The sequence below is a fragment of the Shewanella electrodiphila genome (assembly GCF_023283985.1).
Taxonomy (GTDB): Bacteria; Pseudomonadota; Gammaproteobacteria; order Enterobacterales; family Shewanellaceae; genus Shewanella; species Shewanella electrodiphila.
The window spans coordinates 1-24,688 of record NZ_JAKIKU010000017.1 but is presented as its reverse complement, the minus strand read 5'-3'; the positions used below and the strand labels follow the sequence as shown (position 1 = coordinate 24,688).

At 40.6% G+C, this 24,688-nt stretch carries 24 protein-coding genes; 12 read left to right on the top strand and 12 right to left on the bottom strand.

Annotated features, from left to right (window positions below; all coding sequences use genetic code 11):
• Positions 1–6 precede the first annotated feature (6 nt).
• The 10 genes from atpA to deoD all read left to right on the top strand — a co-directional run bounded on the left by atpA (position 7) and on the right by deoD (position 11,992).
• Positions 7–1,548, top strand: coding sequence for a F0F1 ATP synthase subunit alpha (atpA, locus tag L2737_RS20400; protein WP_102529137.1), 1,542 nt, complete (start codon positions 7–9; stop codon positions 1,546–1,548).
• A 51-nt stretch (positions 1,549–1,599) separates the two neighbouring features.
• Complete coding sequence (atpG, locus tag L2737_RS20395) at positions 1,600–2,460, top strand: F0F1 ATP synthase subunit gamma (RefSeq protein ID WP_102529138.1); 861 nt, start codon at positions 1,600–1,602, stop codon at positions 2,458–2,460.
• Positions 2,461–2,494: 34 nt separating this feature from the next.
• A complete protein-coding gene (gene atpD, locus L2737_RS20390) occupies positions 2,495–3,886 on the top strand; it encodes a F0F1 ATP synthase subunit beta (protein WP_102529139.1) in 1,392 nt (463 codons plus the stop codon).
• A gap of 33 nt (positions 3,887–3,919) precedes the next feature.
• Positions 3,920–4,348 (top strand): F0F1 ATP synthase subunit epsilon, encoded by a 429-nt coding sequence (locus tag L2737_RS20385; RefSeq protein WP_102529140.1) that lies wholly within the window; start codon positions 3,920–3,922, stop codon positions 4,346–4,348.
• 183 nt (positions 4,349–4,531) lie between these two features.
• The gene (glmU, locus tag L2737_RS20380) at positions 4,532–5,896 is read left to right on the top strand and encodes a bifunctional UDP-N-acetylglucosamine diphosphorylase/glucosamine-1-phosphate N-acetyltransferase GlmU (RefSeq protein WP_102529141.1); all 1,365 of its coding nucleotides are present in this window, start codon (positions 4,532–4,534) and stop codon (positions 5,894–5,896) included.
• A 141-nt stretch (positions 5,897–6,037) separates the two neighbouring features.
• Positions 6,038–6,808 carry a DeoR/GlpR family DNA-binding transcription regulator gene (locus L2737_RS20375; protein WP_229370964.1) on the top strand — a complete coding sequence of 257 codons (771 nt, stop codon included), beginning with the start codon at positions 6,038–6,040 and terminating at the stop codon, positions 6,806–6,808.
• Positions 6,809–6,865: 57 nt separating this feature from the next.
• Complete coding sequence (gene glmS, locus L2737_RS20370) at positions 6,866–8,695, top strand: glutamine--fructose-6-phosphate transaminase (isomerizing) (RefSeq protein ID WP_248956938.1); 1,830 nt, start codon at positions 6,866–6,868, stop codon at positions 8,693–8,695.
• 145 nt (positions 8,696–8,840) lie between these two features.
• Positions 8,841–9,611: a sulfite exporter TauE/SafE family protein gene (locus L2737_RS20365; protein ID WP_248956937.1), complete on the top strand. Its 771-nt coding sequence runs from the start codon at positions 8,841–8,843 to the stop codon at positions 9,609–9,611.
• A 390-nt stretch (positions 9,612–10,001) separates the two neighbouring features.
• Positions 10,002–11,228 carry a NupC/NupG family nucleoside CNT transporter gene (locus tag L2737_RS20360; RefSeq protein ID WP_248956936.1) on the top strand — a complete coding sequence of 409 codons (1,227 nt, stop codon included), beginning with the start codon at positions 10,002–10,004 and terminating at the stop codon, positions 11,226–11,228.
• A 53-nt stretch (positions 11,229–11,281) separates the two neighbouring features.
• Complete coding sequence (gene deoD / locus L2737_RS20355; protein WP_248956935.1) at positions 11,282–11,992, top strand: purine-nucleoside phosphorylase; 711 nt, start codon at positions 11,282–11,284, stop codon at positions 11,990–11,992.
• 93 nt (positions 11,993–12,085) lie between these two features.
• On the opposite strand, the gene L2737_RS20350 is transcribed toward deoD, so the two are convergent.
• The 9 genes from L2737_RS20350 to L2737_RS20310 all read right to left on the bottom strand — a co-directional run bounded on the left by L2737_RS20350 (position 12,086) and on the right by L2737_RS20310 (position 19,192).
• A complete protein-coding gene (locus L2737_RS20350; RefSeq protein ID WP_248956934.1) occupies positions 12,086–12,880 on the bottom strand; it encodes a nuclear transport factor 2 family protein in 795 nt (264 codons plus the stop codon).
• 203 nt (positions 12,881–13,083) lie between these two features.
• Entirely contained in the window at positions 13,084–13,950 is an 867-nt protein-coding gene (locus tag L2737_RS20345; RefSeq protein ID WP_248956933.1) for an AraC family transcriptional regulator, read from the bottom strand.
• Between the two features lie 115 nt (positions 13,951–14,065).
• Positions 14,066–14,428, bottom strand: coding sequence for a hypothetical protein (locus L2737_RS20340; protein WP_102529149.1), 363 nt, complete (start codon positions 14,426–14,428; stop codon positions 14,066–14,068).
• 235 nt (positions 14,429–14,663) lie between these two features.
• Complete coding sequence (locus L2737_RS20335) at positions 14,664–14,915, bottom strand: hypothetical protein (protein WP_102529150.1); 252 nt, start codon at positions 14,913–14,915, stop codon at positions 14,664–14,666.
• A gap of 71 nt (positions 14,916–14,986) precedes the next feature.
• Positions 14,987–15,541 carry a porin family protein gene (locus L2737_RS20330; RefSeq protein WP_248956932.1) on the bottom strand — a complete coding sequence of 185 codons (555 nt, stop codon included), beginning with the start codon at positions 15,539–15,541 and terminating at the stop codon, positions 14,987–14,989.
• Between the two features lie 115 nt (positions 15,542–15,656).
• Positions 15,657–16,406: a phosphate ABC transporter ATP-binding protein PstB gene (pstB, locus tag L2737_RS20325; protein ID WP_102529151.1), complete on the bottom strand. Its 750-nt coding sequence runs from the start codon at positions 16,404–16,406 to the stop codon at positions 15,657–15,659.
• 69 nt (positions 16,407–16,475) lie between these two features.
• Positions 16,476–17,375: a phosphate ABC transporter permease PstA gene (gene pstA, locus L2737_RS20320; RefSeq protein ID WP_248956931.1), complete on the bottom strand. Its 900-nt coding sequence runs from the start codon at positions 17,373–17,375 to the stop codon at positions 16,476–16,478.
• A gap of 2 nt (positions 17,376–17,377) precedes the next feature.
• Positions 17,378–18,283 carry a phosphate ABC transporter permease subunit PstC gene (gene pstC / locus L2737_RS20315; RefSeq protein ID WP_248956930.1) on the bottom strand — a complete coding sequence of 302 codons (906 nt, stop codon included), beginning with the start codon at positions 18,281–18,283 and terminating at the stop codon, positions 17,378–17,380.
• A gap of 99 nt (positions 18,284–18,382) precedes the next feature.
• A complete protein-coding gene (locus tag L2737_RS20310; protein ID WP_229370958.1) occupies positions 18,383–19,192 on the bottom strand; it encodes a phosphate ABC transporter substrate-binding protein in 810 nt (269 codons plus the stop codon).
• 544 nt (positions 19,193–19,736) lie between these two features.
• Between L2737_RS20310 and L2737_RS20305 the strand changes: the two genes are divergently transcribed.
• Positions 19,737–20,936, top strand: coding sequence for a potassium/proton antiporter (locus tag L2737_RS20305; RefSeq protein WP_102529155.1), 1,200 nt, complete (start codon positions 19,737–19,739; stop codon positions 20,934–20,936).
• Between the two features lie 32 nt (positions 20,937–20,968).
• On the opposite strand, the gene L2737_RS20300 is transcribed toward L2737_RS20305, so the two are convergent.
• The 3 genes from L2737_RS20300 to L2737_RS20290 all read right to left on the bottom strand — a co-directional run bounded on the left by L2737_RS20300 (position 20,969) and on the right by L2737_RS20290 (position 22,787).
• Positions 20,969–21,181, bottom strand: coding sequence for a DUF2061 domain-containing protein (locus L2737_RS20300; RefSeq protein ID WP_248956929.1), 213 nt, complete (start codon positions 21,179–21,181; stop codon positions 20,969–20,971).
• A gap of 268 nt (positions 21,182–21,449) precedes the next feature.
• On the bottom strand, positions 21,450–22,352 hold the full coding sequence (locus L2737_RS20295) for a 1,4-dihydroxy-2-naphthoyl-CoA synthase (protein ID WP_229370956.1): 903 nt from the start codon (positions 22,350–22,352) through the stop codon (positions 21,450–21,452).
• An 84-nt stretch (positions 22,353–22,436) separates the two neighbouring features.
• Positions 22,437–22,787: a hypothetical protein gene (locus L2737_RS20290; RefSeq protein ID WP_248956928.1), complete on the bottom strand. Its 351-nt coding sequence runs from the start codon at positions 22,785–22,787 to the stop codon at positions 22,437–22,439.
• 168 nt (positions 22,788–22,955) lie between these two features.
• Here L2737_RS20290 and ccoG point away from each other — a divergent pair, with 168 nt between their 5' ends.
• The gene (gene ccoG / locus L2737_RS20285) at positions 22,956–24,383 is read left to right on the top strand and encodes a cytochrome c oxidase accessory protein CcoG (RefSeq protein WP_102529159.1); all 1,428 of its coding nucleotides are present in this window, start codon (positions 22,956–22,958) and stop codon (positions 24,381–24,383) included.
• The last annotated feature ends 305 nt before the right edge of the window (positions 24,384–24,688 follow it).

Here is a 24,688-nt window from a genome sequence, read left to right as displayed (position 1 = left end):
TTGAGCATGCAACTGAATTCCACTGAAATCAGCGATCTGATTAAACAGCGGATCGAGCAGTTCGACGTCGTTAGTGAAGCTCGCAACGAAGGTACAATCGTTGCAGTAAGTGACGGCATCATTCGCATTCACGGCCTTGCCGATGTAATGCAAGGTGAAATGATCGAACTGCCTGGTGGCCGTTTTGCAATCGCGTTGAACTTAGAACGTGATTCTGTCGGTGCCGTAGTAATGGGCCCTTATGCTAATTTAGCTGAAGGCGCAAAAGTTAAGACTACTGGTCGTATTCTTGAAGTACCAGTAGGTCGTGGTTTATTAGGCCGCGTTGTTAACACTCTTGGTGAGCCAATTGATGGAAAAGGACCAGTCGATAACGATGGTTACTCTCCAATCGAAGTGATTGCTCCTGGTGTTATTGAACGTCAGTCTGTAGATCAACCAATCCAAACTGGTTATAAAGCCGTTGATGCCATGATCCCAATTGGTCGTGGTCAACGTGAATTGATCATTGGTGACCGTCAGACTGGTAAAACAGCGATGGCTATCGATGCAATTATTAACCAGAAAGATTCAGGCATTAAATGTGTATACGTAGCTGTAGGGCAAAAAGCTTCTACTATCGCTAACGTTGTACGTAAGCTTGAAGAGCACGGTGCATTAGCTAACACTATCGTTGTAGTAGCAACAGCTTCTGAAGCTGCAGCATTACAATACTTAGCACCTTACTCTGGTTGTTCAATGGGTGAATACTTCCGTGACCGCGGTGAAGATTCTTTAATCGTATATGATGATCTATCTAAGCAAGCAGTTGCTTACCGTCAGATCTCTCTACTATTGAAGCGTCCACCAGGACGTGAAGCATACCCAGGTGATGTATTCTATCTACATTCTCGTTTATTAGAACGTGCTTCACGTGTAAACGAAGTCTATGTAGAGAAATTCACTAACGGTGAAGTAAAAGGTACAACCGGTTCTTTAACTGCGTTGCCTATTATTGAAACCCAAGCAGGTGATGTATCTGCATTCGTACCGACTAACGTAATTTCTATTACTGATGGTCAAATCTTCCTTGAAACTGATTTATTTAACTCAGGCTTACGTCCTGCTGTTAACCCAGGTATCTCAGTATCTCGTGTTGGTGGTGCGGCTCAGACTAAGATCATTAAGAAACTGTCTGGTGGTATTCGTACCGCGTTAGCACAGTATCGAGAGCTTGCTGCGTTCTCACAATTTGCATCTGATTTAGATGATGCAACTCGTGCTCAACTTGAGCATGGTGAGCGTGTTACCGAACTTATGAAGCAAAAGCAATATGCTCCTATGAGCATTGCTGCCCAAGCTATCTCAATCTTCGCTGCTGAAAAAGGCTACTTGAAGACTGTAGAACTAAGTAAAATCGGTAGCTTCGAAGCTGCTCTGCTTTCATTCATGAACAGCGAACATGCTGAGCTTGTTAATACTATTAATGCTTCTGGCGATTACAACGCAGACATTGAAAGTCAATTAAAAGCGGGCATGGACAAGTTCATTGAAACCCAAACCTGGTAATAATTATCGAGGTGTCTTTGGGCACCTTCGGTCCCAGATTGGAGAGTAGAAATGGCCGGCGCTAAAGAGATTAAAACCAAGATCGCGAGTGTTAAAAACACTCAAAAGATCACTTCTGCAATGGAAATGGTTGCTGCCAGCAAAATGCGCAAAGCGCAGGAACGTATGGCATCTAGCCGCCCGTATGCAGAACATATGCGTAAGGTGATCGGTCACGTAGCGCAAGGTACTCTTGAATATAAACATCCATATTTGGAAGTTCGAGATGCCAAGCGGGTTGGTTACATTGTTGTGTCAACCGACCGTGGCCTTTGTGGTGGTCTGAACGTTAACCTTTTCAAAAAGGTTGTGTCAGACGTGAAAAACTGGAAAGACCAAGGGGCAGATGTTGAATTTTGTCCTATTGGTGCACGTAGTGTTCAGTTTTTCAAAAGCTTTGGTGGAGATGTTTCTGCCCATGCCTCAGGTTTAGGCGATGCGCCTAAGTTAGCCGATTTAATCGGTACCGTGAGAGTTATGCTACAAGCTTACAACGAAGGTAAACTGGATCGTCTGTTTATTGTGTTTAACAAATTCGTTAATACAATGACTCAGACTCCTGTGATCGAGCAGCTGCTACCTTTGCCTAAATCGGAAGAAGAAGTAGCTAAGTACCCTTGGGATTATATTTACGAGCCAGATCCAAAAGAAATTTTGGAAGTATTACTGACTCGTTATGTGGAGTCTCAAGTTTACCAAGGTGTTGTCGAAAATATTGCGTCTGAACAAGCTGCCCGTATGGTAGCTATGAAGGCCGCAACAGACAACGCAGGCGATTTGATCAGCGATTTGCAGTTAGTTTACAACAAGGCACGACAAGCCGCGATTACGCAGGAATTGTCGGAGATTGTTTCAGGCGCTGCAGCGGTTTAGGTTAGGTAACGAAATCAAGTTTAGAGGATTAATCATGAGCACAGGTACTGTTGTCCAAGTAATTGGCGCGGTTGTGGACGTAGAGTTTCCACAAGATTCTGTACCTCAGGTATATGACGCTCTGAAGATCACAGGTGAAGGAACTTGTAATGGTTTGGTGCTGGAAGTTCAGCAGCAACTAGGTGGTGGTGTTGTTCGTGCCATCGCTATGGGTTCTTCTGATGGTCTGCGTCGTGGTCTAGAGGTAGTAAACTCGGGTTCACCAATTTCTGTTCCGGTTGGGGTTGCAACCCTTGGCCGTATCATGAACGTATTGGGTGAGCCTATCGATGAATGTGGCGACATTGGTGAAGAAGAGCGTTATGAAATTCACCGTGAAGCTCCTTCATACGAAGATCAGTCAAGCTCAACAGAACTTTTAGAGACTGGTATCAAGGTTATTGACCTTGTATGTCCATTCGCTAAAGGTGGTAAAGTTGGTTTGTTTGGTGGTGCTGGTGTTGGTAAAACCGTCAACATGATGGAATTAATTAACAACATCGCAAAAGCACACTCGGGTCTTTCTGTATTCGCTGGTGTTGGTGAGCGTACTCGTGAGGGTAACGACTTCTACTACGAAATGAAAGATTCTGGTGTTCTCGACAAAGTAGCCATGGTATATGGTCAAATGAACGAGCCTCCAGGAAACCGTTTACGCGTAGCATTGTCAGGTTTGACAATGGCTGAAAAATTCCGTGACGAAGGTCGTGACGTACTGTTATTCGTTGATAACATCTACCGTTACACCTTGGCCGGTACTGAAGTATCTGCACTTTTAGGCCGTATGCCTTCTGCAGTAGGTTACCAACCAACACTAGCTGAAGAAATGGGTGTTCTACAAGAACGTATTACTTCAACTAAGTCTGGTTCTATTACCTCTGTACAAGCGGTATATGTACCTGCGGATGACTTAACCGATCCGTCACCAGCAACAACCTTCGCTCACTTAGATGCGACTGTTGTACTGTCTCGTAACATTGCTTCGCTAGGTATTTACCCTGCGGTTGACCCACTGGATTCGACTTCGCGTCAATTAGATCCATTAGTAGTTGGTCAAGAGCATTACGATGTAGCAAGCGGCGTACAAACTGTACTTCAACGCTACAAAGAGCTGAAAGACATTATTGCTATCTTGGGTATGGATGAATTATCTGATGAAGATAAAACAACTGTATTCCGCGCACGTAAGATTGAGAAATACTTATCTCAACCTTTCTTCGTAGCAGAAGTCTTTACAGGTTCTCCTGGTAAGTACGTTTCTCTTAAAGACACTATTCGTGGCTTCAAGGGCATCTTGAGTGGTGAGTTCGATCACATTCCTGAGCAAGCGTTCTACATGGTTGGTTCTATCGACGAAGCTGTCGAAAAAGCTAACAAAAAGAAATAACTGAGCATTAGCTTAGTATTTTAGGAGATCTTGATGGCAGCCATGACAGTCAAACTTGATATAGTAAGTGCAGAGAACAGCATGTTCAGCGGTACTGTAAGCTTCTTAGAAGTGAGCGGTACTGAAGGCGAGTTAGGCATTATGCCTAACCATGCTCCTTTGCTAACTAAGATCAAACCTGGCATGGCGCGCATGATTAAGGAAGATGGAAGTGAAGAAGTGATGTATCTTTCAGGTGGTATCCTGGAAGTTCAACCTGATTCAATTTCTGTTCTTGCTGACGTCGCAATGCGTGCCGATGATATTGATGAGCAAGCTGCACTTGAAGCTAAGCAACAGGCTGAAGCGAAAATCGCTAATGCAGGTGCTGACTTCGATTATGAAGCTGCAACAATCGAATTAGCTAAGTCTTTAGCTCAACTTCGCGTTGTTGAAACCATCAAAAAGAACATTGCCAGATAAAGGTTATTGTTTTAAAAAGGCGACCCTAGGGTCGCCTTTTTTGTGCTTGAAATTCATGCTCTATTTTTGTCAAGTTATCAAATTGATGTAAATGACCTCTAATTTCAAATCATGCTTTCAACTGCCAACTAAACTGCGTTAAAATTAACGTATTAAAACTGAATAGTTGTTCAAGGAATCCCGATGTCATTAAATGTTGTTATTTTAGCTGCTGGTAAAGGAACACGGATGCGTTCTGACTTACCTAAAGTACTTCATCCCATTGCCCATAAAAGTATGGTGCAGCATGTGATTGATACTGCTAACTCATTAGGAAGTGACGCTATTCAATTAGTTTATGGTTACGGTGCGGATAAACTTAAGAATGTATTAGGTGAACAATCAGTCAATTGGGTACTACAAGCTGAGCAGTTAGGTACAGGTCATGCTGTAGCGCAAGCAAACCCAAATATTAATGATGAAGATACCGTATTGATCCTTTATGGCGATGTGCCTTTAATTCAACAATCTACTTTAGAAAAGTTATTAGCTGCACGCCCACAAGATGGCATGGCAATTTTGACTGTTAATTTGGATAACCCAACGGGATACGGCCGTATAGTTCGTGAAGGTGGCAATGTAGTCGGTATTGTTGAGCAAAAAGATGCTGATGCTGAACAGCTGCTTATTGAAGAAGTGAACACAGGTATCATGGCGGTACCAGGTAAGCAGTTAAAGTCTTGGTTAGGCCGATTATCTAATTCAAATGCCCAAGGCGAATACTATCTAACAGATATTGTTGCGATGGCGAAAGAAGATGGAGTTGCAATTGATACTGCACAACCAGAATCCGCTGTTGAAGTTGAAGGGGCAAACAACCGAGTTCAACTTGCGCAACTAGAACGAGCTTATCAAGCACGCGCTGCTGAAAAGCTCATGCTAGAAGGTGCTAACCTTCGCGACCCTGCTCGTATTGATATTCGTGGTGAAGTCACAGTAGGCATGGATGTGATGATTGACATCAATGTAATTGTTCAAGGTAAAGTCACCATAGGCAATAATGTCACTATTGGTGCTGGTGCAATTTTGATTGATTGTGATATTGCTGATAATGCTGAAATTAAACCTTATTCTATTGTCGAAGGCGCTAAGTTAGGTAAAGCAGCAAGTGCTGGGCCTTTTGCGCGTTTACGTACTGGTGCAGAGTTAAAAGATGATGCCCATATTGGTAACTTTGTCGAAATGAAGAAAGCAGTATTAGGCGTCGGTTCAAAAGCCGGGCATTTAGCCTACTTAGGTGATGCAACTATTGGTGCTGGCGTGAATATTGGTGCGGGTACCATCACTTGTAACTATGATGGCGCAAACAAATTTCAAACAGTGATTGAGGATAATGTCTTTGTGGGCAGTGATTCACAACTAATTGCCCCAGTTACCATTGGTAAAGGGGCGACACTTGGTGCTGGCTCTACTATTGCAAAAGACGTCGGTGAAGGAGAGTTAGTTATAACTCGGGTTAAGCAGCGACATATTGCTGGTTGGGCGAGACCGGTTAAGCGTCCTAAATAAAAACTAAACTTTATAAAAACGGCCTGTTATTTAACAGGCCGTTTTTTTATGTCTGATCAAAATTTAGAAAAACTGATTGAAATATTGTCAATAAAGTTTCGATTGATTATAATTATCTTTCGAAACGAAACTTTGGTAGTTATGAATAAACGTAATACACAGCAACGTAGACATAATATTATTAGCATTTTATCTCAGCAAGGTGAGGTAAGTGTCGATGAGTTATCGTTACGCTTTGAAACTTCAGAAGTTACCATTCGAAAGGATTTAGCAACGTTAGAAGAAGCTGGATTACTGCTGCGCCGTTATGGTGGTGCGATTGCTGTGCCTGATGAGGTTACGCAGCAATTTAGCGCTAAGATTGCGCCGAATAAGCTATCGATTGCCAAAAAAGCCGCGCAACTTATTAATGATCATAATCGAATTCTCATTGATAGTGGCAGCACTACATCGGGTTTAATTCAGCAATTAGACAATAAGCGTGGCTTATTAGTTATGACTAACTCATTGCAACTCGCCAATGCCATCAGAGAGCTGGAGAATGAACCAACATTATTGATGACCGGCGGCACCTGGGATCCCCACTCTGAATCCTTCCAAGGGCAAATAGCTGAACAAGTATTACGTTCTTATAATTTTGACCAACTGTTTATTGGAGCTGACGGCATTGATCTTGAGCGTGGGACGACTACGTTTAATGAATTAACAGGCTTAAGTAAAGTGATGGCTGAGGTTTCTCGCGAAGTGATTGTCATGCTTGAGTCAGATAAATTTGGCCGCAGAATCCCTAACTTAGAGTTAGCTTGGGAAAACATCAGTGTTCTGGTATCAGATGACCGACTATCAGACGATATGGTCGAAAAAATTACTCAATATGGCGTCAAAGTATTATTGGCTCCATATAAAAAATAAATCAAATTACTTTTATTATTAGATTTCTAAATTAAGTGCAAAAATAGGTATTAAATTATGTGCGGAATTGTTGGCGCGGTAGCGCAAAGGGATATTGCTGAAATTTTAGTTGAAGGTTTGAAACGCCTTGAATATCGCGGATATGATTCCGCAGGTGTCGCGATTATTAACCAAGGTGAATTGGGTCGTACTCGCCGAGTGGGTAAAGTTCAAGAACTTGATGATGCGTTGACTGAACAATCGTTAGTTGGTGGCACTGGTATTGCTCATACTCGCTGGGCAACTCATGGTGAACCAAGTGAGCGTAATGCACATCCACATTTATCTGAAGGTGATATTGCTGTAGTACATAACGGTATTATTGAAAATCACAATAAATTACGTGAGACGCTCAAAGGCTTGGGTTACAGCTTTAGCTCTGACACTGACACTGAAGTTATTTGTCATCTCGTACATCATGAATTAAAAACACATGACACCTTACTTGCAGCAGTTCAAGCGACTGTTAAGCAACTTGAAGGTGCTTACGGCACCGTAGTGATTGATCGCCGTGATAGTGAGCGCATGATTGTTGCACGTAGTGGCAGCCCGTTAGTTGTGGGCTATGGATTAGGCGAAAACTTTGTTGCTTCAGATCAATTAGCATTATTACCAGTGACACGTTCTTTTGCATTTTTAGAAGAAGGTGATGTTGCTGAAATTACTCGTCGTGAAGTGAGTATCTTTGATGTTGATGGCAATGCGGTTGAGCGTGAAGTAAAAGAGTCAGAAGTGACTCATGATGCCGGCGATAAAGGTGAGTATCGTCATTACATGCTCAAAGAAATTTATGAGCAACCAACAGCGATAGCACATACGCTTGAAGGTAGAATTGCTGCAGGTAAAGTCTTGGACTCAGCTTTTGGTGAAAATGCTGCTGAGTTTTTAAAAGATATAAAGCATGTACAAATTATTGCCTGTGGCACAAGTTATCATGCTGGCATGGCCGCTCGTTATTGGTTAGAAGATTGGGCAGGTGTATCTTGTAACGTCGAGATTGCATCAGAGTTTAGGTACCGTAAGTCGCACATGTTCCCAAATAGCTTACTTGTCACCATTTCACAGTCTGGCGAAACAGCTGATACGTTAGCGGCTATGCGTTTAGCTAAAGATATGGGCTACAAAGCCACATTGACGATCTGTAATGCACCAGGTTCTTCTTTAGTTCGTGAGTCTGACATGGCTTACATGATGAAAGCCGGTGTTGAAATTGGTGTGGCATCTACTAAAGCCTTTACAGTCCAACTTGCTGGCTTACTCATGTTGACTACAGCTATTGGTCGTCATAACGGTATGACAGAAGAGATGGAAACTGAAATAACTCAAAGCCTACAATCTATGCCAGCTAAAGTAGAACAAGCACTAAGCTTGGATGATGCCATTGCTGAATTAGCAGAAGACTTTGCTGATAAACATCACGCTTTATTCTTGGGCCGTGGCGATCAATATCCTATCGCAATGGAAGGTGCATTAAAGCTTAAAGAGATTTCCTACATTCATGCCGAAGCTTATGCATCGGGTGAATTAAAGCATGGTCCACTTGCGTTAATTGATGCGGATATGCCAGTCATTGTCGTTGCACCGAATAACGAACTACTGGAAAAGCTTAAATCAAACGTAGAAGAAGTCCGCGCTCGCGGTGGCCTTATGTATGTATTTGCAGATAAAGATGCGGAGTTTGAGTCTGACGACACCATGAAGGTTATTCCAGTACCACACTGTGATGAATTTATGGCGCCGCTTATCTACACTATTCCATTACAGTTATTGTCTTATCATGTTGCCTTAATTAAAGGGACGGATGTAGACCAACCACGTAACTTAGCTAAATCTGTAACAGTTGAATAAATTTAGTGTTTAAAGGTAAGTTTTAAAAAAAGCAGCCATTTATGGCTGCTTTTTTGTTTTTACTTTATAACCTGAAACACATATGGTTATCAGAATTTAAAAGTTGATTTGCACAAGTAAGTACCCATAAAAATAAGGCTATAAAGTGATATTTGAGATAACACTGTTGTTCGTTGCTGGGATAATCGGCGGAATACTTAATTCAGTGGCGGGTGGCGGCAGTTTCGTGACATTTCCGGCATTAATGTTTGTCGGGGTTCCCCCTGTGATAGCTAATGCGACCAATACTTTCTCCTCTTTTTTTGGCTACCTTAGTGGTGTTTTCGCCTTCAGAAAAGAACTAAAAGGTCACGGCAAAGAAATTAAAATCATTGTTTTAACGAGTTTCATTGGTGGCGGGGTTGGTGCATGGCTGTTGCTTTGGGCATCAGAAGACGTTTTTCAGAAAGCGATTCCGTGGTTATTGTTGTTTGCTACTTTGCTGTTTATATTCGGTAGTCAGATTAACCGTTTTGCTAAACAATTATCAAACCAAAGCCAATATGCTTCTAAGTTGGGTGTTGGCTTGTTGTTTCTAGTGTTATTGGCTATCTGTGTTTACGGTGGTTTTTTTAATGCTGGTTTAGGGATAGTGGGGTTAAGTTATCTAGCGCTAGCTGGTCACACGAATATTAACGTCATGAACGGCATTAAGCTGGTTATTTCGTCTTCAGTGTCGCTAATTGCTATCATTTGGTTCATTTATAATGATGCAATAGCATGGTTTGAAGGGGGAATCGTGATGGTAGGTACACTTATTGGTGGTTATATATCTGCTGGTATTTCAATGCGTATTCCACAAAAGTTGATGCGCCAATTTGTCATTGTTATGAGCTGTCTCATTACGGCTTACTTCTTCATTAAGACCTATATCTGATTTAACGTCCCTACTTTATTTACAAAAAGGCCTCTTCAGTAGAGGTTTTTTTACTCTGTTTTGAATATAAAAACATCAATTATCTGTAGTTAATTTTCAGAAAAGATCCTAAAAGTTCGCTTTTATCATTATCGCTTATTGGTCTGTATAGATATCTAATAACGCTTTCTTGTTGTTCATATATTGCGATTGTTTTGAGTTGGTTTTAATTGTGGTTTTGGGGTTACTTTTGGGTGGGTAGGGTTGTTAGTTTAAGGCGTTTTTTTGTCCTGTTTCTATAGGTTTTCTTTGTGAGTATAAAAATGTAATTCAAGTTGATACAAATAGCTTGAGTCCCGTTACTGCCCCGATACACTGCAAGCATCTAAATGCTTAATGAGTAAAAAATGTATGGAAGTTTTCATCAGTTTATTGGGTATGTGCGCATTGATCGGATTGGCCGTTTTATTGTCTGAACGTCGAAGTGCAATTAACCCAAGAACGGTTCTCGGTGCACTTGCCTTTCAAGTAGCATTTGGCGCTTTTGTGATGTATTTGCCTATGGGGCAGACCTTGCTTGATGCAGCATCAAATGGTGTGATGCATGTAATTAATTACGGTAATGAAGGTTTAGCTTTTGTATTTGGTGATTTAGCCAAATTCAGTGTTGGTTTTATTTTCGTGATTAACGTGCTGTTTGTGGTGGTATTCATTAGTGCATTGATTGCAGTCTTGTATTACCTCGGCATTATGCAATTAATTATAGGTGTGATTGGTGGCGGCTTATCTAAGCTGTTAGGGACCAGTCGCGCTGAATCTCTTTCTGCTACTGCCAACATTTTTGTCGGACCTATCGAAGCGCCATCTATGGTGCGTCCATTTGTAAAATATATGACTCGCTCAGAATTGTTTGCCGTGATGACAGGTGGGCTGGCTTCAGTTGCTGGTGGCACAATGATTGGCTATATACAAATGGGCGTTGACATTAAGTATGTGTTAACCGCTGCATTTATGACGGCTCCAGCGGGTCTATTATTTGCCAAACTGATGTGGCCAGAAACTGAAACACCACGTAATGATATTAAAAAGGTCATGGAAGAGCAGGAAGACAAACCAACTAATGTATTAGATGCTGCAGCAAGTGGCGCTGCAATGGGGATGCAGCAAGTATTAGCTGTATCTGCACTATTAATTGCTTTTGTTGGTTTAATCGCCATGGTTAATGGTTTGATTGGTGGTATCGGTGGCTGGTTTGGCTACGCTGAACTCACCATGCAAGCGATATTGGGTTACTTCCTTGCACCATTAGCTTGGTTGATGGGAGTACCTTGGAGCGAGGCAACCCAAGCGGCATCATTTATTGGCCAGAAAATGGTGATTAATGAGTTTGTTGCCTACATTGATTTCTTAAAAGTCGCTGATGACTTATCGCCAAAAACTCAAATTATTATCAGCTTTGCTTTGTGTGGTTTTGCCAACCTTGGTTCATTAGCAATGGTAATAGGTGGTTTAGCGGCTTTGTGCCCTGAGCGTCGCCAAGATTTGAGTGAAATTGGTATGAAAGCATTGATTGCTGCAGCTTTAGCCAACTTAATGAGTGGCACTATTGCTGGCTTATTATTTAGCCTAGCAAATTAATTTTAACTGTATGTTATGCCTGTTGAGTGAACAGGCTTTATCGGAGTAACAAGATGACCCCACATATCAACGCCCCAGAAGGTGCATTTGCAAAAACTGTGTTAATGCCTGGCGATCCTTTGCGTGCTAAATATATTGCGGAGAACTTTTTGGATAACCCAAGGCTTGTGACCGATGTGCGCAACATGTTGGGTTATACAGGCGAATATAATGGTAAAACTATTTCAGTAATGGGTTCAGGTATGGGGATCCCTTCGATTTCCATATATGCCAAAGAATTGATTACTGAGTATGGTGTTGAAAATATCATTCGTATTGGTTCATGTGGTGCAATTAGTGACAGTATTAAACTCATGGATGTAGTTATGGCAATGGGGGCAAGTACAGACTCTACAGTTAACCGTACACGTTTTGCTAATACTGATTTTGCGATGATTGCCGACTATGGTTTATTACGCTTAGCGACAGATGCAGCGGAAAAACAAGGGGCGAATTACCATGTCGGTAACTTGTACTCTTCTGATTTATTCTACTGTGAAGATGAAAGCCGTTACGACTTAATGGAGAAATACGGCATCTTAGGTGTCGAAATGGAAGCCGCTGGTTTATACGGTGTTGCAGCAGAATATGGTGCTCGTGCACTTGCAATGATGACAGTGACTGACCATATAAGACAAGGTCTTCACTTAACTGCTGAAGAACGTCAGCAAACGCTTAATGAAATGATTAAGCTAACTTTAGAGGCGGTTAGTCATATCGAATAACTGCGTTAGTTTAGTTTTAACATACAAAATGCCGGACTTATTTCTACAGAGGTGAGTCCGGCATTGTTGTTTTATCAGCGATTAAATTAAATATTAAAAACCAAATTTTCCGTTACTGTTTTGCCATTCAGCTTGGGCAGGAATAGTTTCAATGGTGTCCCAATGCTCAACGATTTTTCCATTATCTAGGCGAAACAAATCATAAAAAGCGACGTGCTGGTTCATGAATGTTCCTTCACTAATGGAAAGCACAAAGTTGCCTTCTCCGAGTACTTTATGGTTTTTGGTCACAATCATAGGCATATTAGCTGCGGCAAGTTCACCTAAGGCTTTGCCTAACCCGCTTAGACCATCTGCAATTGCTGGGTTGTGTTGGATATAAGCATTGTCGTCATTATCAATAAATTGATTAATCTTGCTCATATCGCCTTCCATTAATATTGTTGCGACAAAATCAGCGACAATTGCTTTATTCGAATCTGTTTTATCTAAATCTGTTATTTCCGTCGCGCCATCAAGTTGGGTTCTGCCACTTGGGTTGCTTGGTGTTATTGCTTGAAGATTGTCCCAGTGCTCAACAATTTTTCCTTCTTCAAAGCGAAACACATCAAAGCCAACTTTAGGGCCAAAGAAATTATATTCGGTGTGGGTGAAGGTATATTCACCATCTTGGAATGCACGTTTAACTTTGGCTTTTGCGCTTCCTTCGGGAAGCTGCTGCAGCACTGCCCCAAAGCCTGCTAATCCATCTGCTACCGCTAAATTATGTTGGATATACTTTTCTGGGTTGATGTAACCAATGGCTGTTTGCTCGCCTGTTTCGATACTTGAGATTACCGCTACAGCTTTTTGCTTATTAGATAATGATTGAGCGCTTGAGTCTGCCATAGTTATTACTTCCTGATTTGATGTACATGCGATAAGGCTAAAGATACTGGCTGCTATAAGTGAATGTTTAATAAGGTTAGGTGTTGTCATTGTTTTGTCCTCAATTGGCTTGAGAGCAATATTAGAGATCAGTGGAGTAATTGGGCAGAGTGTATTTAAGTGTAAAAATGGTAAATATCGAACCTAAAGAAAGTCGCTAGTGGTTAACTAACCTGCTTTAAAAACTGACTTGGTGTGATATTGGTTTGATTTTTGAAGTACTTAACAAAGTTGCTAGCATCGTCAAAACCAAAGTCATAAGCAATTTGCTGGGAAGGCTTTTTACTTATGACAATATGGCGTTTGATTTCTATAACGGTAAAAGCATCAATCATTTGTTTAGCTGTTAAGCCAGTTGCTAGCTTACAAATGTGATTCAAGGTTTTATAAGTTGTATTAACTTGGTTGGCATACCAGCTTGCATCTCGAGTTTTACGGAAGTGTTGCTGCATTAACTCAAAAAAGCGTGCAAATTTAACATTTTGATCTAACGACATTTTGTCATGTTTTGCTTCGGGTCGAACCCGGTGTAATATCAAAGCAAGAGCTGAAAATAAATACATGATAACTAATGGATCAGTTTGTGGGTGATTAACCTCTAATGTTATTTGTTCGATTAATAAATTGGCTCTCTGGCAAGTCGGTTGATCCAGATTGAATTGAGGTGAGTGTTGCTGATTAAGATGTGTTGGAGTGTACTTAGGTAAGCGCATATTAGCATGTACTTGATCTAAAAATGCTTGCGTAAAAATAAGTACTTTACCCTGCGGCTTAGCAGAGAAATCAAATGCATGGACCTGTTCTCGCTGGACCAGTAATACAGAACCAGCACTGAAAGAGTAATCATTGAAATCAATCATGTGCACTCCCTCGCCTTGCTCTATATAAATGAGCATAAAGAAATTCACTTTATGGGGGAGCTGTGGATTGTGGTCGATATTGGCTCTTTGATATATCGAGGCGAGATCAATAACCTCGAGTTCTTCTTCATCTGATTGCTGATGGTTAAAGCCAATATCGGGTATATTCAATGTTAAACTCCACTAATATAATAATAAAAGTGTAGTGGAATTTAGCTGCGTCTAGCAAGTCATGAAATTGAAGCTCATCATTGCTAGGCTGCGTGATAATAAGATGATTAAGTGATTATCTCATTCCTAAATTCGCAACGCTGCTATCTTGAGTATATTGTATGGCTTCTTTGCATAAATTAAATTTGTTGTCTTCATCTGATGCTTCGAATTTTGCAATATATAAATCTAATTCATCGCTTGTGCGTTGTGTCATCATCATTTCTTCAATACCTGTTTTATATTTATCAGCCATTAATTTTTTGATGATAGCTGTTTGGCTTGCTGACTCTTCAGATTCAATGTCACTATAAAATGCATCGCAGATCATTAATCCTGCCATGCCAATAGCATCTTCTGTTGATAGTTGTTGAGCGGCTGATACTGGTGGCCCTATAAGTAAACAGCTAGCAATAGCGACTGAGATCAATCTTTTCATTTGTTACCTCTTTTCACACTAAAAAACGTTCTATAAATATCGAGTTTATGATTAGAAATATTAGCTAGAAATCAGTAGATGTATTGATACTTGACTCAATAGGTTGGCAGTTTTTAGAGTTTTTTATTTATTAAATGACTCAGTTTATTGAACTTGAGCTAACAATTATGTTGCAGCTATAAATGTCCTGAAATGATTATTGGTAAAGGGTGGCGTATCTTCATCAGGATCTAAGTCATTTCATGGTGACTTTGCCGCCAATCATTTTAAATGCAGGGGTGCCACGGACTAAACAATCTCTAGCAAAGGTGATGCTGCAATTAGGGCAGACACAAGCAGTTTTGGTGTAGTCATCGACAATGCGCTCTTTAAAGCACTTCACTAACGCACCTTTTCCGCCTTTGCGGTACTTAAACAGCTGGGCTTTACATTTAGCACAGAAAATATCAACGGTGCGGCTTGGGCCTTTCGGGTTGGGTTTTGCCACAATTAACTCATTCAAAGTTAGAGAGTTGCACTAACAACTCTTAGGTTCATTTTTTTACTGTTTGATTTTTCTTAAAAACGATAACCTAAACTCGTGGTATAGGAATGTGTTTCAATAATATCTAAATCTTGATACGAGTATATTACAGCAAGCTCAAGTCCCATATTAAAATCAAAACGCCATCCGATAGAGGCTAATAAACCATTTCCATCGACAGTGTCATTAATTCCTGAACTATCTTCTCTATAGTCAGTCGCATCGATCGAGTAATCAGTGACGCCAAGCTTGAGTACTAAGCGATTTCTAAGTGATAGTGGGTAAGAGTAGACTGCAGCAATACGGAAACTTTCAGCGTCATTTAAGGAGTATTTATCAAATGCAGAGTCAAACCAATTGGTAAAAGTTACATCCTGGTGTCTATAGCCAACTTCAGCGCCCCAATAATTATCAAACTGATATCGATATGCAAAGTCATAATTAAGCTCAAAATCATTATTACCCTGATCCATTTCTCCACTTAAAAAGCCCATGCCAGCTCCAGCACTGATGACATGGTGCGCTTCATCTGTAGCTGCTTGAACTAAAGGGGATGTGAGTAAGGCAGCTGTAATAAATATGTACTTCATTTTAAAATCCTTTTTAAATTGTCCTTTTATTATCAATATACTAAAACATACTATAGACCGATAAAAAAGCCCCCATAGCAATGGAGGCTTTATATCTATATATCAGTGATTAATGTTAACCAAACTCACCGCTAACATACCCTTGAGTACGTGAGTCTTGAGGGTTATTAAATACTTGATGTGTTTCGCCTTGTTCAACCAACTCACCCATCCAAAAGAACGCGGTTCTATCTGAGATACGCTTTGCCTGGTTCATTGAGTGGGTCACAATTACGATGGTGAACTTTTTGCGTAACTCATCCATTAACTCTTCAATTTTATGGGTCGCAATTGGATCGAGCGCACTGGTTGGCTCGTCCATTAAGATGACCTCTGGCTCCATAGCAATAGCACGGGCAATACAAAGACGCTGTTGTTGACCACCTGAAAGACCAAATGCTGGTGTATTAAGACGGTCTTTTACCTCTTCCCATAATGCTGCGCCGCGAAGTGATTCTTCTACTACTTGATCAATTACTTTTTTATCTTTAACACCTTGAGCCTTTAGGCCAAAAGCAATGTTTTCATAAATACTCATTGGGAATGGGTTTGGTTTTTGAAAAACCATACCAACACGCATTCTTAAGTTTTTAACGTCTACATCGGCATAAATATCTTCGCCTTCAAATGCGACAGTACCAGTGATTTTTACGCCCGCAACCAAATCATTCATTCGATTTAAAGTACGAAGTAGCGTTGATTTACCACACCCAGAAGGACCAATTAATGCGGTGACTTGGCGTGATGGGATATTGATTGAAATATCTTTTAGTGCGTGGTTCTCACCGTAGAATAAATCTAAGTTGTTTACTTCAAGTTTGTTCATTTTCAGGCCTTTATCTAACACGACTTTTTACGTGTTATTGCTATTTGTTTATGACTATTTGCGTATTGATTAAGATTGTTTATTTAATCGGGTCGCAATCACTTTGGTTGTTAAATTCAATACCAGCACTAATACAATCAATATGGTTGCAGTTGCGTAGGCTTGATCCCACTCATGTTGAGTAAATAACTCTTGGGTTAACTTATATAAATGAACGGTCAATGTTCGGCCTGAATCTAATACTGATTCAGGAATTTGAGTCACCATACCGGCGGTTAAAAATACCGGTGCAGACTCTCCAATAACGCGGCCAGTACTTAAAATGACTGACGTGACAATACCTGGTAAAGCGCTCGGTAAAATGAGGCGCCAAATGGTGTAGATTTTACTGCTTCCTAGCGCATAACCGCCTTCACGGTAACTCATAGGTACAGCCATTAATGCTTCTTCAGTGGTTCGGATAATCACGGGTAAAATGAGCATTGCGAGTGTTAGTGCACCTGAAAGGATAGAGAAACCAAGTCCTAAGGTAGTCACAAAAAATGTCATACCGAATAAACCGTAAACAATAGAAGGAATACCCGCTAATGATTCAGTACAAAAACGGATAACTTGCACGAACTTACTGCCGGGAGCCGCGTATTCAGTTAAGTATATTGCCGTCATAATGCCTATAGGCGCAGCAAAAGCTAATGAAAGTAGCACCATATAAACGGTTGAAACAATCATTGCCCAAATGCCTGATGCTTCACCGATTCGGGTATAAGAACCAGTGATAAATTCCCAGCTTACATGGCTTAAACCATTAGATAAGATGTGCCATACCACCCATAGTAAAAATAAGATGGTGATGCCTGCTGCTGCCCAAATAGCGCCATGCAGCAATTTATCTTGGTTTTCTCTCGATAGTAATGATTTCGAGTCTTTCAGTGTCGAAATAGTCGAGTTTGATTGAGTAAACTTAGACATGATTAGTAAGCTCTCTTGCGGTTTAGATATAACAGTGAACCGTTAAGCAATACGATAAATGCTAATAGCACGATACCGGTAGCATATAAGGCACTTGAGTGGATGCCTGTTGCATAGGACATTTCCATCGCGATATTTGCAGTTAATGTTCTTGCTGGTTCAAGCAATGAGCCTGGCATTGCTGGTGCATTCCCCATAACCATGATAATTGCCATCGTTTCGCCAATAGCGCGCGCAACGCCTAAAGCTACACCAGTTAAGATGCCACTTTTAGCCGCAGGGATGAGTACTTTAAAAATGCTGTAAACATGTGATGCCCCAAGTGCTAATGCGCCTTCTTTGTAGACCGAAGGCAATGCTCTAATTGAGGTTTCTGAAATAGTAATTACAGTTGGCAATATCATAATCGCCAACACAATGATCCCCGCTAAAACTGTGTTACCTGCAGGAATATTAAATAGGGTTTCGATAGCTGGAACAATAATCACCAACCCGAAAAAACCGTAAACAACAGATGGAATACCTGCCAGTAACTCTACGGCTGGTCTTACTAAGTCTGCTAGCCATTTAGGTGCTATTTCAGCAAGGAATACCGCAGTAAGGATGGCAATAGGAACACCGATAATAACTGCGCCTGCAGTTGAAATTATCGAGGCGACTATCATTGGGAAAATGCCGTATAGCGCTGGTGGTAACCACTCTTTACCTGTTACAAACTCGGTTACTCCAGCTTCTTTGAATGCTGGTAAACCTTCATTAAATACAAACCATCCAATGGTAGAAACGGATAGAACGCCAACCATAGCGCAACATAGGAATAGACCATGAAAGAAGATTTCTTTTATGTCCACGGTGTTCTTAGGTGCAAGTTGTAGTCCTGTCGGTTGGACTTTAGTTGCTGTATTCATCATATGCCTCAGGGTCGTACTGATGATTAAATCATTTAAATATTTGTAGAAACTACAAAAGAGGAGCGCAAGCTCCTCTTAAAAACTTAGTTGTAATTATTACTGAACGCGGATGTAGCCTTCTTCAGCAACAATGCTTTGACCATCTTCAGACATGATGAAGTCGATAAAGCCTTCTGCGTTCGGGTGTGGTTTGTTATTCACTAATACGATGAAAGGGCGAGCAATTTGATAGTCGCCAGCTGCGATGTTTGAATCACTTGCTTCAACACCGTCAACATTTAAGGCGCGTAGTGAGTCATCAACACTGCCCAATGATATATAGCCGATTGCAAATGGGTTGTTAGCAACGATGGTCTTGATCATACCGTTACCGTTACCTACCTGAGCAGTTGGTGTAATAGCCGTTACTTTGTGGCCATTAACCGTACGTTGTAGCTTCATGATTTCTTCAAATGCGCCACGAGTACCTGAACCGTTTTCGCGAGTAACGACAACGATTGGGCGAGACTCACCGCCAACTTCACTCCAGTTTTTGATTTCGCCGCGATAGATTTTTGAAATTTGTTCTTGAGTTAAGTTCTGAACAGGGTTTGCTTTGTTTACTGCTGCAGCAATACCATCACGAGCAATAACGATTTCTTTTGTTGTATCGTTTAACTCATTCTCTTTAACGTTACGAGAAGACATACCAATCATGCTGGTGCCGTCTTTCGCTGCACGAATACCAGCAGAAGAGCCAGTGCTTTGTACTTCAACGTTCTTTTTAGCAGTGTTTTGATAGTTCTCTGCTAGCACTTCCATAACGTGTGCAACAGATGTTGAGCCAGATACTGTTACTGTACCAGCTTGAACAAGAGGTGCCGTCATTAAGCCAACAGCAGTTAATAAACCAATCACTTTTTTCATCACAAATTCCACTTATTATTTGTTTCAATATCCGTCTTGGATATCTGAAGTTAGGGTGCTTCTTTCAACGCTGTAATTTGAAGCGAGTGCATTAAGACAGATCAATATGACAGTAAAGTTACAGTGAAATGGGGTGCTTTATTTTTTATATGATGCATCTAAGCTTATGTTTTATATATGTTGTTGCGATGTTACTACTTGTGGTTTGTTAACTATAATTTAGCAAAAAGATATGAGGTTTTCTTAAGTGAGGCTAAAGTTTTGTAGTGCGCAGCCTGGCTGTTTTTTTGTCCGTTAGGTGTAGAAATTTAACTGACTGAATAGTTTTGTGTTAATCGTTGTTTAAGGCTATTTTAAGTTTAGCTGTAAGAAAAGTGCTATATTGTGCGCAAACTAATATTGGTTAATTATTTTATTAAAGTTTTATTACAGTCGTGCTTTACAGTCCGTTAAGTTATAAAACTCTCTACCCTTATAACTTTGGCTTTTATTCCAAAAAGCTAATCTATCAAAATACGCTTATTCAATTCCTAAAGGTGGCTTTATGACAACCGAGATGATCATGATTGGAATGTCTATTCTGATTGTTATTGGCATTCTATTACATCACCCATCTCGTACGCTTGGTATTCCGTCGCTATTTATCTTCATGGGCGTTGGCTTATCACTGGGTAATGGTGAGTTTAACTTTGTATATGACAATTTAGACAAAACGGCTTGGATAGGTGGGCTTGCTTTAAATGTGATTGTTTTTGTGGGGGGCTTAAACACCTCAACAGCAAAAATTAAGGTGGCATATAAAGAGGGCGGAGTATTAGCCTCGTTTGGGGTTGTTTTTACTACGATTATATTTGCTGCAATACTTTACTTATTACTCGATTTTAATTTTATTACCTGTTTATTGTTCGCGGCAGTCGTGTCATCAACCGATGCAGCAGCTGTGTTTTCAATTTTGGAATCTAAAAAGCTCAAGTTAAAAGAAGAAACCGATACGGTTTTGGAATTTGAATCAGCAACCAATGACCCTGTAGCTATGCTAATGGTGATTGTGCTGACAGAAATGGCGCTTTCATCGACGCAATCAGTGACACTGTCGTCGTTAAGCTTAGATTTAGTCACTCAGATATTGGTCGCGGTAGTTGTAGGTTTTTTGATTGGTAAAATTGCAGTGACCTTATTGAGTAAAATAAGCTTATCTGAATACGGGCTCATTCCTGTGTTTGTCTTGGCGAGTTTTATTATTGCGACTTATGGTGCGGAATTAATGGGAGGCAATATTCTATTGGCTTCTTACATTGCTGGCGTGGTGATTGGTAATGGGATTAAACGTGGTCAGCAGGTTAATTTGCACTTCTTTAACAGCCTATCGTGGTTAGCACAGGCATTGATGTTTATTGTATTGGGACTACAGATTTTCCCACAAACATTAATGACCGTATTTTGGGCGTCTATTATCCCTGGTTTATTATTAATTTTTGTCGCAAGGCCATTAGCCGTGCAACTGTGCTATTTACCTTTTGTAAAAGCAACCTGGAAAAAACGACTATTTATATCCATGATCGGTTTAAAAGGCGCAACGCCAATTGTGTTTGCACTTATACCTGCAGCAGCAGGCGTACCTGGCGCGATTGATATCGTGCATATGGTGTTCTTTTTTGTATTGTTCTCTATCTTTATTCAAGGTGGCGCAATCGCACCGTTAGCTAAAAAATTGGGTTTAGAGAAAGAAACTCCGCCAAAATAGCTTCGCTATAACGCTTTCAATCAGAACAAAGATTATGAAACAGCAATACTGGCTAAGTCATTATTAGCTGTTTCATTTGCTTCAATGCGATTCCAGGCTTTGTCATGGAAATAAAACACCACTGTATTCACTGCAGGTTCAATTAAAGCGACCGCCCCACCAATGACAATACTGCCTGTTAGTAGGTAGGTAATCGTAAAAGCGACGCTGAAATGTAAAATTGCGAAAGAGATAGTTTTTTTCATGATTAAAGCCTTTTCAGTATTGGTGTTGATTTGATTCAAATGATAACAGTTCTTATTATCATTTAAAGTGTTTTTTACCAATTAAGACGAAAGGTTTATTCGATTAAGGTTTTGTAGGTGCATTTTTTTATACTAAAAACAAATAAAATCAGAGGTTTGGTGGGTTTTATTCATGTTTGTGCTCAGAAGAAACATTGGGAAGTTAGATAAACCCTCTCAATAATTGCAGAGGGTTTATCTTTGAAGCTAGATTAGTGAGCGAGTGGCGTTAATAATGCCAAGGGAATTTAGAAAAATCCTGATCGCGTTTTTCAAGGAATGCATCACGGCCTTCTTGAGCTTCTTCAGTACCATAAGCAAGACGAGTTGCTTCACCTGCAAATAGTTGCTGACCCACTAAGCCGTCATCTGGCAAGTTAAAGCCATATTTAAGCATGCGCATTGCAGTAGGAGACTTACTATTGATTTCTTTTGCCCAAGATAATGCTTCAGTTTCTAGTTCGGCATGTGGGATAGAACGGTTTACCATGCCCATATCAAATGCTTCATCTGCAGTATAATTAAAACCAAGGAAGAAAATTTCACGAGCGCGTTTTTGGCCAATCATTTTAGCTAAGTAAGCACTGCCGTAACCTGAGTCAAAACTGCCTACATCCGGATCAGTCTGTTTGAATACCGCATGCTCTTTTGAGGCCAAGGTTAAATCACACACCACGTGTAAACTGTGGCCACCGCCAACAGCCCAACCAGGAACAACAGCAATAACCACTTTAGGCATAAAGCGGATGAGTCGCTGTACTTCTAATATATGTAGACGACCCATACGTGCGACATCAGGTTTACCTTCTTCTGCACCTTCATATTTATAGCCATCTTTGCCACGAATGCGCTGATCGCCGCCAGCACAGAAAGAATGCTGTCCCTTAGCCGAAGGGCCGTTTCCAGTAATTAACACACAACCAACATCAGACCATTGGCGAGCATGATCTAGTGCGGTGTAGAGCTCGTCTACAGTTTTAGGACGAAAAGAATTAAGACAATCTGGACGATTAATCGCAATCCTTACAGTGCCTTGGTCTTTTGCGCGATGGTAAGTGATGTCTTCAAAGTCGAAGTCGCTTACCGTGTTCCAAAGTGATGGGTCGAAAATATCGGAAACCTGTTGAGTCATTTTACTAGCCTTTTTCAATCGAATATCCAAAGGCTAGGCTGAATTAAATCTCAGGTCAATTGACAGATGTCAGGAAAGTTAAATTTATATCTTGTCACAGATTAATTGCAGGTTTTCTTTGCCAATAACTGGGTGTCTAGCACCAAAGCCGCAGTAGTCCTCTTTAAATACTGCCACAGTACTATTATCAGTAAAGATAGCTTTGAATTCAGAGGCCTCTTTGTCTGAAAGTCTTTCTATTACACCTGAAGGAATTGCAATAACCTTCTCACTCTTTCTTATGATCTTTGTGCCTGTCATTGATGTCACCTTGTCATCAGCGCTGTTTATGACAGACTGAATTTCAGCAATAGGTTCATCTAATTTATTTGTTTCGGTCGCAAAGTAGTAAATAACACCGCCAATCAGTGCAATAAGGATCCAGCCTCTCATCATTTAGTCCAATTAAAGTGAATAACCATGAATAATACGAGTATAATATACTCAATTAACACTCTATATACGAGTGTGTAGCAGTTAATAGGTTTTTTTGACTAAAAACGATAACTTATATTTGGTAACTGCCACTTTCTTTGCCCCTTTTATAAGTAGTAAGGCATTAAGATGACACAAGAATCTACACCTAAAGATTACGCCAAACAAAAACGGATTAAGATCCACCAACCCGATGCCAGTAAGGCAGATAGATTTAATCCGAGTAATAGTATTTATGTTCGCGCAGTGACAGGTTTATGGACGACTGTTAGAAGGCGTATTGGCTGGGCAACCATGTCATTCTTTTTAATATTACCTTGGCTGCCTTGGGGAGATCGCCAAGCGGTTTGGTTTAACCTAGCAGAACAGAAGTTTCATATTTTTGGACTGACTATTTGGCCACAGGATTTAACCTTACTCGCAGCACTCTTTACGATTGCCGCATTTGGCTTGTTTTTTGTGACGACTTATCTTGGGAGAGTATGGTGTGGCTACACGTGTCCGCAAACCGTGTGGACCTTTATCTTTATTTGGTTTGAAGAAAAATTTGAAGGCGCACGTAATAAGCGAATTAAATTAGACCAAATGCCATGGAGCTTTAATAAGCTATGGCGAAAAACCGCCAAACACACCTCCTGGATACTTATCTCATTATTAACTGCAATGACCTTTGTGTCGTATTTCGTACCAAGTCGCGAGGTGTATATAGATGTATTTACCTTAAATGCTGATCTAAGCATTTATTTCTGGGTGGTGTTTTTTACCTTTGCTACTTACGGTAACGCAGGTTGGATGCGCGAAATTATGTGTATCCACATGTGCCCATATGCACGATTCCAAGCGGCGATGTTTGATAAGAACACTTATATAGTGGGTTACGATAGTAAACGTGGTGAAACCAGAGGGCCGAGATCTCGTAAAGCTGACCATAAAGAAATGGGCTTGGGTGACTGCATTGATTGTGACTTGTGCGTGCAGGTTTGCCCGACTGGTATCGATATTCGCAATGGACTTCAATACGAGTGTATTAACTGCGGAGCCTGTATTGATGCTTGTGACACTACAATGGAGCGCATGGGCTATGACAAAGGCTTAATTAGTTATACAACCGAAAATAAACTGGAAGATGTAAAAGAGACGATCGTAAGACCCAAACTGATTGGTTACGGCGTAGCATTAACAGTGATGATACTAGTGTTCGTTTATGCCAGTGCCACAATCGCACCTTTGCGTATGGATGTGATTCGTGATCGAAACGCCCTTTACCGTATCACTAATGATGGTTTAGTTGAAAATACCTATACTTTGAAACTGCTCAACAAGACCGAACAAGCTCAAGAGTATCAACTCTCAATGGACGGTTTAGAAGGATATGAGTGGAATGGACCAAAACAAGTTGCAATCAAAGCGGGTGAAGTATTAACACTACCTATTAGTATTGCAGTAGATCCTGGCCAATTGGAACGAACAGTGACAAAAATTAACTTAGTCGTTGACGCCAACATTGAAGGTAAAGCAGTGACTATTAAACAAGAATCAAGATTCTTTGGTGAATAAATGCTGCTATAGCTGGATTAAGGGACAATTTAGTCCCTTTTTTATGCGTTTCGTTTAAAAGTTCATCTGTCATTCATATTTCTGTCATTTTCTTTTAAAAAGCCCTTGCGCGAAAATCTGATTTGCCTATAATGCGCATCCACTGACACGGCAGAGCGCAATAGCGAAACACTGAGTCAGGTTGATTTGAGATGGTTTTAACCGCTTCAAATTAACGGCAAAAAGAAGTTTGAAAAAACACTTGACGCCAACGAGGGAAAGCGTAGAATACGCATCCCTGACCAACACGGTCAACGCTCTTTAAC